The organism is Arthrobacter sp. UYCu723, assembly GCF_054059215.1.
In genome coordinates this window covers 4,114,451-4,126,375 of the sequence record NZ_JBSSBW010000001.1, presented here as the reverse complement: position 1 = coordinate 4,126,375, position 11,925 = coordinate 4,114,451, and the positions used below count along the sequence as shown (strand labels likewise).

Annotated in this window: 10 protein-coding genes; 5 read left to right on the top strand and 5 right to left on the bottom strand. The window is 65.6% G+C overall.

Annotated elements, in window-relative coordinates; all coding sequences use genetic code 11:
• Positions 1-879: an FAD binding domain-containing protein gene (locus ACVWZ8_RS19230; protein WP_426977723.1), complete on the bottom strand. Its 879-nt coding sequence runs from the start codon at positions 877-879 to the stop codon at positions 1-3.
• A gap of 121 nt (positions 880-1,000) precedes the next feature.
• Here ACVWZ8_RS19230 and ACVWZ8_RS19225 point away from each other — a divergent pair, with 121 nt between their 5' ends.
• Together ACVWZ8_RS19225 and ACVWZ8_RS19220 are read left to right on the top strand one after the other, a co-directional pair.
• On the top strand, positions 1,001-1,981 hold the full coding sequence (locus tag ACVWZ8_RS19225) for a LysR family transcriptional regulator (RefSeq protein WP_456505981.1): 981 nt from the start codon (positions 1,001-1,003) through the stop codon (positions 1,979-1,981).
• A 111-nt stretch (positions 1,982-2,092) separates the two neighbouring features.
• Positions 2,093-2,410, top strand: a complete 318-nt coding sequence (locus ACVWZ8_RS19220) for a DUF6457 domain-containing protein (RefSeq protein ID WP_426977725.1) — start codon at positions 2,093-2,095, stop codon at positions 2,408-2,410.
• A 138-nt stretch (positions 2,411-2,548) separates the two neighbouring features.
• On the opposite strand, the gene ACVWZ8_RS19215 is transcribed toward ACVWZ8_RS19220, so the two are convergent.
• The 3 genes from ACVWZ8_RS19215 to ACVWZ8_RS19205 are packed head-to-tail and all read right to left on the bottom strand — an operon-like array spanning position 2,549 to position 9,322.
• Positions 2,549-5,677 carry an efflux RND transporter permease subunit gene (locus ACVWZ8_RS19215; RefSeq protein ID WP_426977726.1) on the bottom strand — a complete coding sequence of 1,043 codons (3,129 nt, stop codon included), beginning with the start codon at positions 5,675-5,677 and terminating at the stop codon, positions 2,549-2,551.
• A 1-nt stretch (position 5,678) separates the two neighbouring features.
• Positions 5,679-6,131: an efflux RND transporter periplasmic adaptor subunit gene (locus ACVWZ8_RS19210; RefSeq protein WP_426977728.1), complete on the bottom strand. Its 453-nt coding sequence runs from the start codon at positions 6,129-6,131 to the stop codon at positions 5,679-5,681.
• Entirely contained in the window at positions 6,128-9,322 is a 3,195-nt protein-coding gene (locus ACVWZ8_RS19205; protein WP_456505510.1) for an efflux RND transporter permease subunit, read from the bottom strand. Before ACVWZ8_RS19205 ends, ACVWZ8_RS19210 begins: the two co-directional genes overlap by 4 nt.
• A gap of 451 nt (positions 9,323-9,773) precedes the next feature.
• On the opposite strand from ACVWZ8_RS19205, the gene ACVWZ8_RS19200 reads away from it, so the two are divergent.
• On the top strand, positions 9,774-10,205 hold the full coding sequence (locus tag ACVWZ8_RS19200; protein ID WP_426977731.1) for an ester cyclase: 432 nt from the start codon (positions 9,774-9,776) through the stop codon (positions 10,203-10,205).
• A 226-nt stretch (positions 10,206-10,431) separates the two neighbouring features.
• Positions 10,432-10,737 carry a putative quinol monooxygenase gene (locus ACVWZ8_RS19195; protein WP_456505509.1) on the top strand — a complete coding sequence of 102 codons (306 nt, stop codon included), beginning with the start codon at positions 10,432-10,434 and terminating at the stop codon, positions 10,735-10,737.
• 137 nt (positions 10,738-10,874) lie between these two features.
• On the opposite strand, the gene ACVWZ8_RS19190 is transcribed toward ACVWZ8_RS19195, so the two are convergent.
• The gene (locus ACVWZ8_RS19190) at positions 10,875-11,057 is read right to left on the bottom strand and encodes a hypothetical protein (protein ID WP_426977735.1); all 183 of its coding nucleotides are present in this window, start codon (positions 11,055-11,057) and stop codon (positions 10,875-10,877) included.
• Positions 11,058-11,456: 399 nt separating this feature from the next.
• On the opposite strand from ACVWZ8_RS19190, the gene ACVWZ8_RS19185 reads away from it, so the two are divergent.
• Positions 11,457-11,777 (top strand): hypothetical protein, encoded by a 321-nt coding sequence (locus ACVWZ8_RS19185; RefSeq protein WP_426977736.1) that lies wholly within the window; start codon positions 11,457-11,459, stop codon positions 11,775-11,777.
• Positions 11,778-11,925: the final 148 nt, after the last annotated feature.

Sequence of the window (11,925 nt, the reverse complement as noted above, 5' to 3'; positions counted from 1 at the left end):
TCAGCCTTCCTGGGTCCGGGCGGCGCGGGTGCAGGCAAGCCGCAACACCCGCCGCGTGAGTTCGTCGGCGAGGTGCCGCTTGTAGTCGATCGGGCCGCGCTGGTCATCCACCGGATCACAGGCCGCCGCAGCGAGGCGTCCGGCCTCGGCGAACAGTTCCTCCGTGGGCCGCTGGCCCCGCAACACCGCGGCGGCCTCCGCAACGGTATGGTCCAGGCCGAGGGCGGTAAGTCCGACGGCGGCGTCGGCGATGCTGCCGTCCGCCGCGAGCGTGACGGCGGCACCGGCCGCTCCCACGGCCCAGTCGCCCACCCGGCGTTCGACCTTCTCGTAGGCGCTGCCCGAGCCCGGGCGGATGGGGAAGCGGAGCTCGCACAGCAGCTCATCCTGGCCCACGGCCGTTTCGTAGGGGCCGCGGTGGAAGTCGGCCATGGTCAGGATGCGCTCGCCGCCTGGTCCGCGGATGACTGCTTCCGCGGCCAGGACATTGCACACTGTGGACAGGTCCTCCGCCGGGTCTGCCTGGCAGAGTGAGCCGCCGATGGTGCCGCGGTTGCGCACCACCGGATCGGCGATTACGGACTCGGCGTCCCGGACGATGGGGAAGAGCCCGTTAATTTCATCGGACTCGAACAGCGTGGTGTGGCGGGTCAGGGCGCCGATCCGCAGCTTGTCGCCGTCGCGGAGGATGAAGTCGAGCTCGTAGAGGTCGTTGATGTCGATGAGCCAATCCGGCCGGGACAGCCGGAGCTTCATCATCGGCAGGAGGCTGTGACCCCCGGCGACCACCCGTGACTCCGGGCCGTGGCGCGAGAGGAGTGCCAGCGCGTGGTCCACCGAGGTGGCCCGCACATAGTCGAACGGAGCCGGAATCTGCATAGTCCCTACCTCACTCCCGGGCGCTGGCAAACGTCGCGCAGCACCGATTTGAGGAAAGTGTTGCTCCGGCTGATACGGAGTGTCAATATCGTCATAAGCGAAAGGTTATGACGCCGTGTCGATGACATTGAGCCAACTCCGCGCGTTCGCCCTCGTGGCCCGGCTGGGCTCGCTTCATGCTGCGGCGGAAACCCTGGAGGTCAGCGAACCGGCCGTGTCCTCCGCCCTGGCCGCGCTCCGGCAGGACCTCGGCGACCCGCTCTTCGTGCGCGCCGGAGGCGGGATTGCCTTGACGCCCGGCGGCCGGGCCTTGACCGACTACGCCCAGGACATCATCGGTCTGGCGGATCAGGCCCGGTGGGAGGTCTCCAACGCCAAGAACGACGCCGGGCGGCTCAAGATCGTTGCGACCGCACCTTTTGCCGAGCATGCGGCCGGCCGGCTGCTCGACGTCTTCACGAAACGGGTGCCGGGCGCGTCGGTCGACGTGGTGGTCGAGTCCGCGGAGGACCTTTGCTCCCTTCTGAAGGAGCGTGCGTACGACATCGCCCTGGGCGCACGGCCGACGGCGCCCGCCGGCACCGCGGTGACGGAGCTCGGCCTGGAGTCGGTTGCGTTCCTGCGCTACCAGCGCGCTGTTATTGCCGCGCCATCCCATCCTCTGGGCCGGCTGCACGGACCGGTTTCCGTGCAGCAGCTGATGGGCCGGCCGTGGTTTGCCGGCCCGGCCGGGATCCAGGACAGCACGGAGGAAGGACGCTGGCTGGCCTCCACGGGCGTGGGGCCGGACATCATCCGGCTCAGCAGCGAGACTGACGCCCTCGCCGCCGTCCGGGCGGGGGAGGGCATCATGCTGGCGCTTGGCCACATTGTCCGGGCTGAACTCCACAGCGGGACGCTGGTTCGCGTGCCCGTCGTCGGGACCCCGGTCTCTGGCCTCTGGTGGGCCAGCACGCTGGACCACCGACGGACCACAACGGTGGCGCAGACGCTGCAGCGATTCGTCGGTACCGCGGATGCGACCGCCGCGATGGTCGCCCCGGGAGGTTCGCGCGGACTTGAGCGCCGGGGGTCGAAGTTCCACGTCGCCTTGTGGAGTTAGTGGCAGTGAGCCGGCCGAAAATGCCCTGTGCAGCATTGCACATGGCCGGTGTCGGTGCTAACCCTTGAGGCGTAGCCGTTCGACTCACGCAGTTTACGAAGGGAAGTACCAATGACTCTGACCCGAGATGAAGACAGCTCGCTGCGGCATTGGAGCGGCCGCCTGATCCAGGCACTGCAGATACTCGATCTGGAAGTCGACCACGAGAAGATCATCCAGGTCGCGGAGGAATCGGCGAAGGCCGTCGGACCGCACGCGGACGCCATCAGCGCGTTCATCGTGGGCTATGCGGCCGGCACCGCGTCCACTAGCGGTCGCAAGAGCACCCAGGCGGCTGTTCACGCCGCCTCCAACAAGGTCCTTGAGCTGTGCGAGCACGGCGAGTCCGGCGGCCCCGACGAAAAGGGCTGGGCCAAGAGGGCCCAATAACGGCCGGTGACTCGTTCGGGCTGGTTGTCGACATGACTCTTGGCGCCGGCGACGCCTCCTGACGGGCCCCCGGGCCCCCGGGACCGTGGAACAGAGGGCCCGGGGGTTTCTGCAGGGGCGTCGCCTGTACGCGGTTGTTTACGCGGTTACCGGCACCAGCGCCGCCCGCTCCTTCTTTGACTTGGCGAAGCGGAGATAGAGCGACGGAACAATGAACAGGTTAAGCAGGGTGGATGTGACGAGACCGCCCAGGATGACGACGGCCATGGGGTGCTCGATCTCGTGGCCCGGGACTGTGCCCATGACGACTAGGGGCACCAGGGCCAGTCCGGTGGCCAGGGTGGTCATGAGGATCGGCGAGAGCCGTTCCCCCGCTCCGCGCAGCACGAGGGCTCGGCCGAAGGTGTCGCCCTCATTTTTTTCCAGGTGCTGGCAGTGGTTGATGAGCAGGATGCCGTTACGCGCCGCGATCCCCATGACCGTGAGGAACCCGACGACCGACCCCAAGGACAGGACCCCGCCGGAGATGTACGCGGCAATGACCCCACCGACCAGGGCGATCGGCAGCGTCAACAGCGAGAGTATTGCCAGCCGCCAGCTCCGGAAAGAGGTCTGCAGCAGCAGCAGGATCAGGGCAAGGGCCGCCACCGCGAAGATCATGAGGCGGTTCGTCGCCGCCTCGCGCTCGGTGTACTCACCCAGCAGCTGGACGCTGTAGCCGGGCGGCAGCACCAGGGCGTCCAGCCGATTCTGCAATTGGCCAACCACGACCCCCAGATCGGCGCCCTTGTCGAGGAACGATCCCACTTCAACCCGGCGGGACCCGTTCGTGCGGTCGATCTGGTTCGGCGTCGCCTGCAGTTTGACGGCCGCGACGTCGGCGAGGCGGACTTGCTGGCCGCTGGGGGTGTCGATCGGCAGATCCTCGATGCTGGTCACGCTGGAGCGGGTTGCTGGGGTGCTCCAGACCTGGACGTCATAGGCCCGTCCGTCCCGGAAGACGTCGCCGACCTCTTCCCCGGCGACCAGCGTCGCGGCGGCGCGCCGCACGTCGCCGGGTTTGAGCCCGTATTTTTGTGCCGCGGGAAGATCCACAGTGACGGTAATCTGCGGCACCTCCACCTCGAGGGACACATGGGCGTCATCGGTGCCCTGAATGTCATCGAGGATCGTCTTGACCCTTTGGGCCTGTTCCCGCAGCACGTTGAGATCATCACCGTAGACACGGACCACAATGGGCTCGCTGGCCCCTGTCAGGACTTCCTCGATCCGCTCCTTCAGATAGGTCTGGACGTCGCGGTGAAGGCCCGGGTAGCCGTCCACCACTTCCTGGACCGCGGCCAGTGTCTGGTCATAGTCGGCGTGGCGGTCGATGCTGATCCAGTGCTCGCCGGCATTGACACCCACGATCTCGTCCGCCGCGAACGCCTGCCCGATGTGCGTCCCGCAGTTCAGCACGCCTGGCACCTTGAGGAATTCCTCGCAGCCGCGCTGCGAGATCCGGTACTCCTCCTCCGCCGAGGTTCCCGGCTGCGAGATCCAGTGCATCAGGAAGTCCCGTTCCTTGAACGTGGGGAACAGCGACGAGCCCATCAGGGGGGTGATCGCCAGGCCCACGACGGCGAGGACGCCGAAGCCGGCATAGCCGTAGCGGGGACGGTTCATGATCCGGGACAGCACGGCGTGGTAGCCGCGCTTGAGCACCCTGACCAGCGGCGGGTCCCGCTCCTCAAGCTTCGCATTACCCAGCAGGATCAGAGCCAGGGCCGGCGTGACAGTCAGTGCTACCAGCATGGAGGCGAGGACTGCCAGGGTGTAGGTGATGGCCAGCGGCCGGAAGAAGACGCCGGTCAGTCCGTCCAGGAAGAAGATCGGCACGGCGGCGACCACAATGATCAGGGTCGCGTACACGATCGGACTTCGCATCTCGAGCGAGGCCTTCAGGACCACCGAGGCCGCCGATTCGTCGCTGCCCCGGGCGCGGTGCTGCCTCAGCCGGCGCATGATGTTTTCGACGTCGATGATGGCGTCATCCACCACCACGCCCACAGCGATGACCAGCCCCGCGAGGACCATCGTGTTGATCGAACTGGACGTGAAATAGAGGACCAGCGCGGCAGTGAGCAGCGAGAGCGGAATAGCAATCAGGCTGATCAGGGCCGTGCGCCATTGGAAGAGGAAGGCGCCGAGGATCATGACGACGAGCAGGCAGCCCAGCAGCAGGGCGATGCTGAGGTTGGAGATGGACTCCTCGACAAAGCTTGCCGGGCGGAAGATCGTGGTGTCAAAGCTGATCCCGCTCATCCCCGGCTGGAGCTCGTGCAGGGCTTCCTCAACGCCCTTGGTCACGTCCAGGGTGTTGCCCCAGGGCAGCTTCTCGACGATCAGCATGAGCCCGTGCCCGTTGTTGATGACGGCATCACCAATGAGCGGCTGGTGGTCCTCCACGACCTGGGCGATGTCGCCCAGGTGCAGTGCCACACCGTCCTTTTCCCGGATGGTCACCTGGGCCAGATCCGCAGGCGTCTGGATAGGCTGGACGTGCCGGACACCCATTCTCTGGGTCGGACTGTCGATGAAGCCGCCCGTGCCGATGAACCTTCCCGGCGAGTACTTCAGCAGCCCGGCGTCGAGGGCTCCGGCGGTGACCTCCATGACCTGGTTGAGCGACACGTTTTGGGCCTTGAGCTTGTCCGGCTCCACCTGGACCTGCAGCATCTGGAGCCGTTCGCCCCAGATGGCTACATTGGCCACGCCCGGCACGCGGAGTAGCCGGGCCCGGATGGTCCAGTAGGACAGCATGGACATCTCGATCAGGGACCGGTTGGGCGAGGTCATCCCGATCTTCATGACCCGGCTCGTCGCGGACAGCGGCTGCAGCATCACGGGCGGGGCCGCCCAGGTAGGCAGCGCCGCAGTCACGGCCGCCATCCGCTCTGACACCAGCTGGCGGGCGTCGAGCAGTTCGGTACCCTGATGGAATATCAGCACGATCGAGGACAACTGCGGCACGGACTTCGACCGCAGCTCGTCCAGGCCCGGCATGCCGCCCACCGCCGCCTCGATCGGGACGCTGACCAGCTCTTCGACTTCCTGCGCGGTCAAACCCAGGCAGGCGGTTTGGATTTCCACACGGGGCGGCGCGAATTCGGGGAAGACGTCCACGGACGCGGAGCCCAGCTGCAGGGAACCGAGCAGCATTACCGCGCACGCGAGGGCGACGACGATGGTTCTGAACTTCAGGCTGATGCCTATGAGCCAGCGCATGTCAGCGCGCCGTATCGAATTCGGCGCCGTACAGTTCCTCGGCCCCCGTGGTGACCACAACGGTGCCGGGTGGCGGCCCGTCCGTCAGGAAGGCGACGGCGCCGCTGATGCGTTCGACGGTGACGGCCTGGCGGACGAAGACCCGGGGCTCGGGATTCGTGTAGACCCAGGTCTTGCCCGTGCTGTCGTACAGGATGGCCCAGTAGGGCACGGTCAACTTCTGGGTCTGCGGATCCGTGGCCGTGACGTCGGTCTGGAGCCCGGTCCGTTCGACGGCGTGCTCCGTCAGGGTGATGCGGTGGAGATCCGTTCCCGGGACCTCGGCAAGGACCGCAGGGTCGGCCCCGGACGGGGCCGCTTCCGGCGTCGGGCCGCAGCCCGCAACGCACAGGGCCAGGAAGGCCGCGATGATGAGGGCCATGGTCCTGCTGCCCCGCAAAGATGTCGCGTTCATGATGCATCCTGACTTTCCGGCCGGGCCAGGGGATGATCCTTGACCGCATGGTTCATCGCTGCTTCCGGTCCGAACCGGAGCAACACGGCGGGTACAACGAACAGAATGAAGAGGGTCGAGGTGAGCAGTCCACCGCAGATGATCACCGCGAGCGGCTGAATGATTTCCGTTCCGATCACGCCGCCGAACAGCACGAGCGGCAGCAGCGCCAGTGCCGTCATCACAGCCGAGATCAGGACCGGCCCCACCCGCTCCCTCGCGCCGCGGATTACACTGGCGGACCCGGAGGCGGTGCTGTCCTCTGCCCGCAGGCTCCGGACATGGCTGACCAGCAGGATGGCACCGCGGGCGGCGACGCCGAGGATGACGGCGAATGCGACAAAGGAAATCAGCGAGTTGACCGCGCCGGTGGCCATGGCAGCCAGCACGCCGCCGGACAGGGCTACGGCCAGGCCCAGGAAGACCGGGGCGGCGAGCCGCCAGCTTCCCAGGGCCGTCTGCAACAGGACCAGGATGCCTGCTGCGGCGATCGCCGCCAGCACCCACAGCCACTGGAAGTTGCTCTGCTGCTGCGCATACTGGGTGAGGATCTCCGCGTGGTAGGCCAGCGGGAACTGAATCTGCTGAAGTTTCATGTCGATTTCCTGCTGGACCTCGCCCAGCGCGCGGCCCTGGATTTCGGCCTTCACATCGATGCGGCGGGACGTGTCGTCGTGCAGGATCACCGCCTCATTCCCGACCATGGTGACCTGGGCGACGTCGCCGAGGCGCACGTGCCCTCCGTTGGGAGTGTCGATGATCAGGTTCCGGACGCTGTCCAGGCTGTTCCGGGTGGACGCCGCACCCTTCACGATCACCGAGAAGACCTTCTGTTGTTCGTAGAGGTTGCCGACTTCGATGCCCTGCAGCAGGGCTGCCGCCGCGCGTCGGATGTCGCCGGGTACGACGCCGGCCTTCTGGGCTAAGGCCAGATCCACCTTGACCTCCGCGATGGGTTGTTCATTGGGTGCATCGACCCGGGGATTCACGACGCCGGCCGTGTGTTCCAGTATCTGCTGCACCTCGCCGGCTTTCTGCCGCAGGGTTGCCATGTCCAGCCCGTAGACCCGGACCGCGAATCCGCTGTCGCCGGCCTCCCGGATCTCGTCGATCTGCTGCTGCGGATAGGTGGATACCTTGCTGGACAGGCCGGGATACCCGTGGACCACCTGCTCGATAGCAGCGGCAGTGTCGCTGTACGAGGCGTCCGGGGCCACCGTGATCCACAGTTCGCCTGAACTGACGTCACCGATCTGGTCCGAAGTGACTGCGCGTCCCACGTGCCCGCCCACGTTGGCTACACCGGACACGGTTCGGAGTTCGTCGGCGGCCGCCTCAGTAATGCGGCTCATTTCCTGGTCCGAGGTACCGGCTACCGCGCTCCAGTGCACCACGAGGGTCTTGTCGGCCAGTACCGGCACGATCGGACGGTTGCTGGCCAACTGGGGCACCAGTGCAAGTCCGGCCAGGGCGATCACTGCCGAGGCGGCGAAGACCCAGCGGGTCTTCCCGGCCAAACGCGAGACGAGCCGGCCGTATCCGCTTTCCAGCCGCTTGGCGGCGCGGACGTCCCGCCGCGGCGCTGAGCCGCCGGGGAGGACAGATGACAGCGCCGCGGTAACGGTCAGTCCCACGATCATCGAGACGGCCATGGCGAGCAGGTAGGAGAGCACGAGGGGCCCGAACAGCGCACCGTTTTCGCCTGCGACGAAGAGCGCGGGCACGAGGGCCAGCGCCATGATGAGCAGGGAATAGAGAATGGGGGTGCGAACCGCCCGCAGGGCTCCGGTGATCAGGCCTTCCCGTGCTTCCCTCGCCTCCTGGGCCGTGGCCCCGGCGTCGGTAGTCTCCTTGCCTCCGGTTGCGGTGGAGGCCCGGACTGCCCGGGCGGCCCCCGTGAGGTCTTCGGCGACGTCGCCCACGATGACGGCGAAGGCAAGGACCATTCCGGCCAGGACCATGGTGTTCATGCCGGTCCCGCGCGCGTAGAGCACCAGAGCGGCCGCGGTCAGCGATACCGGGATGGTGATCAGGCTGATGAGAGCCGCGCGCCAGGACCGGAAGAACGCCCCGAACAGTGCCACGATGAGCAGCAAGGTGATGAGCAGCGCTGCGCCGACCGTGCCGACCTCTTCCTCGATGAAGGACGCCTGCCGGTAGACGGTGGTGTCTACCTTGATTCCCGGCAAACCGGGCTGGAGTGCGCGCAGGGCCTCGTCGACGCCCTTCGTCACGTCCATGGTGTTGGTCTCGGGGAACTTCTCAATGACCAGCAAAAGCTCGGCTTCCTTGCTCAGGAGGGCATCGCCGATCAACGGCTGGTGGTCAGTCTCAACCGTGGCGACATCCTTCAGGAGTAGGTTCCCGGCCGGCCCCTCGATCGGAACCTGACCCAGATCCTGGGGAGTGGTGATCGGCAGGACGTGCTGGACACCGATCCGCTGGTGTCCCGTCTCGAAGAAGCCGCCGGTGCCCGGGGTAGAAGCTTCGAGGTAGCTCAGCGGGGAGACCCAGACCGAATTTCCGGTGGTCTTGATGACCTGGTCAAGCGTCACACCTTTGGCCTGGAGCTGTCCCGGATCAACCAGGACCTGCAGTTGCTGGTCGCGCTGGCCCCAAATGGCGACGTTCGCAACGCCGGGCACCGCCAGGAGCCCGGGCTTCATGGTCCATCGTGCCAGGACGGACATGTCGATGGCCGACATGTCTTTCGAGGTGAGCCTGATCATCATCACCCGGCTGGTCGATGACAGCGGTTGCATGAGCACCGGTGCCGCCGAAACATTCGGCAGCGCGCGCGCCTGGGTCAGGCGCTCCGCGACAAGCTGGCGGGCCCGGAAAAGATCGGTTCCCGGCTTGAAGACCATTTGGATCGAGGAAAGACCCGGGACGGACTTGGAGCGGATGGCCTCCACCCAGGCAACGCCGTTCAGCAGATCGGCCTCCATCGGGGAGGTGATCAGCTGTTCGACTTCAGCGGCGGACAGCCCCAGTGCCTCAGTCTGGATCTCGACCTGGGGCGGAGCGAATTCCGGGAACGCATCCACCGGCATGTTGGGCAGGCTAGTGAGTCCAAAGCCCAGGACCCCGACCGCCAGGGCCAGCACCAATAGCCTGAACTGCAGGACCCAATGGAGTGCCGCGCTCATCATGGCCGGTACCCCGCCGGCGCCGGAGCCGCAGCCGATACGGGGATGCCATTGTGGCGCCGTCGGTGTCGTCGGTGGCGGGGCCCTTCGGGGTTGCCGGCCGCCTCCGGGGTACTGTGGCGAGGATGTGCCTGGGAATTATTTTCCGGAAAATGAACGGGCCTGCTGAATTCCTGTGCTGCTGAGTAGCTATCCACGGCGCGGCTCCTTGGTTGCCTTAGCGCCCCCCAGCCGTCAAGGGCAATAATGATCTCCGAGGACGCGCGCGTCAATCCTTCGCCGGGCACTTCTTTCCGCCGCTGCCGGAGGGGAAGAACATGACGTCAAGTACATGTCCTCTTGACGGCCTGGCCGGCGGGGTTCAGGATGGCGGGGTCCAGGTTGCCCGGGCATTGACTCCCGCGGCTGGAAGCCGATGATGCACATCAGCACCCTTTGGAGAAGGAGACGTTCGATGTCTATCGCCGATGTTGAGCGAATTGATGACCAGGGAATGGCGGCATGGGACAGCCATGATGCGGCCGGGTTCGTCGCCCTACTGGCAGACGTTTTTACGTTTTCTGATATATCACTACCGGAGCCAATGAATTCACCTGACCAGGTAAAGGCATATATGGAGACGTGGTTTACGGCATTCCCGGACATGCGCGTCACCACGACCAACCGGGTCCTCAGCGAGAGCCAGGTTGCAGCCGAAGTGGCGTTCACAGGAATCCACACCGGGCCGCTGGCGATGGGGGGCCAGCAGATCCCGGCGACCGGACGGGCGATTACCGGAACCGGTACCTATTTCGCCTCGATCAGGGACGGAAAGATCATCTCGTTCAGGGCGCACCCTGATGCCGCGAACCTGATGGGGCAACTGGGACTGCTCCCCGGAACATGAGCGCACTGCAGCCGCGAAGGCTGGTGGCGAAGCAGGATCCGGGCGGGCCGGAATTCCGGCGCCAGCCGTCAGCGGGCACCACAAACGTCTTCGCTGGCGCGGCTTCCTGATCCGTCCTGCTCCAGCTCAGCGGGTCGTACAGGCGGGAGAGATGTGGGCATACCGGCATACCAATGAAGCGATATCCGACCGGCAGTACTGTGTCGGCGGAGAGAGGGGAGATCTGATGATCGCTGTTCGTTTCGTGGTGCGGTCCCAGGCTGGCATGGCGGAAGAGATCATGGCCGCGCTGAAAGATGTGGTCCCGCCCAGCCGCGCTCTGGACGGTGTCATCAGCTTCGACATCGGCCGCGACGTGACCGATCCTGACGTGTTCATCGCGACTGAGGTGTTCGAGGACCGCGAAGCGCTCGACCGCCAGGAGTCGTTTCCCGAAGTCGTGAGGGCGCTCGGGGTCCTTGAGCAGGCCATCAACGGGGAACCCGAAGCAACGATCTTCCGCATCTCATCCACGGAGCCATACGGGGACTGAGCAACGCCACGTCCCGACCGGTTCCGGCCCCTTCAACAATGGGCCAAGGACATTTGAACTGTTCAACCGCCCGGGACACCTGCTCCATATGAAGACATCCCGCCTGCAGAAGCGCAAAGTCTTACAAATACTCCGAGTCACAGGTTCAAATAGCCGTTGCCCTGGTCCATACGTCGTTGGTGATCTCGCAATGCCTTGGCCACATCGGGATTCCGATGCTCCATGGCGTCCGCGCGCCTCTCCAAGTTGCGGAAGAACGCTGTCAAAACTCCAAGCCCGCACAGTGCCGCAGCGACAATGCCGATGAAACCAATATCCATGGCCACGACCTCTTCCGAGTAGCTGGCTACAGCAAAATTGTAGTCCCGCGGGCACGGACCGGAGCCTCGCTTTCGTTGCAGGCTGCCGCGCGCAGCATCGCGTCTGTGCAGGGTACCGGACCACTTGGGGGCTTCTTTGGGACTGCCTTCTCCGACCGGCGGTTTCCGGTATCAGCCATCCTGACATTCCCCGGGATGGCCGGCCCGCGCCAGCCCTCTCCTTTCACCCGTGCAGATATTCCGTCGGCCGAGCATGGCAGGCATTGGGGGACCGGCGTGGTGCCGTCGGAAACTTCAAGGAGTTTGCCCGGCCTATTGCCCACGATCGGGCAGGCTCCTAGCATTGGGCTATTCGGGGCGCGACCCGAAGCCCCGCCCGGCCTGCAAAGGGGGTCCGCTATGAAACAACGATCAAAACGAATTGCACTCACCGCCACTGTGCTTGGCATATTGCTGCTCCCCTTGAGTGCTGCGCCGGCGACGGCCGCACCGACAGGCTGCTGGGCGAATGATGGCGTCTGGTTCCCCTACGCCACTGCTTACTGTTCCGGCGGGACGGGCTCCTACCAAGCCTGGGCCGTGTGCAAGCAGAATTTCTGGCCGTACAACCGTGCGTTCGTCGAGAGCGACTGGATGCGCGCCGGGAGTCAGCAGACGGCATGGGTTTGGTGCCAACCCGGCTTTACAGTGGTGAACTACGGCGTGGGGCTCAGAAGCTGAAACGGCAAGGTGCCAGTACAAGCTACCCAAAACCGTTATTTACATAATCTCGGCAATCGGCTCGTCATCCTGCACGCCTTTCCGGGTGCCCGCCGGCCTGATCATTGTTCATGTCAGCAGGGCATGGCGGCTGACCGCCAACGAGACG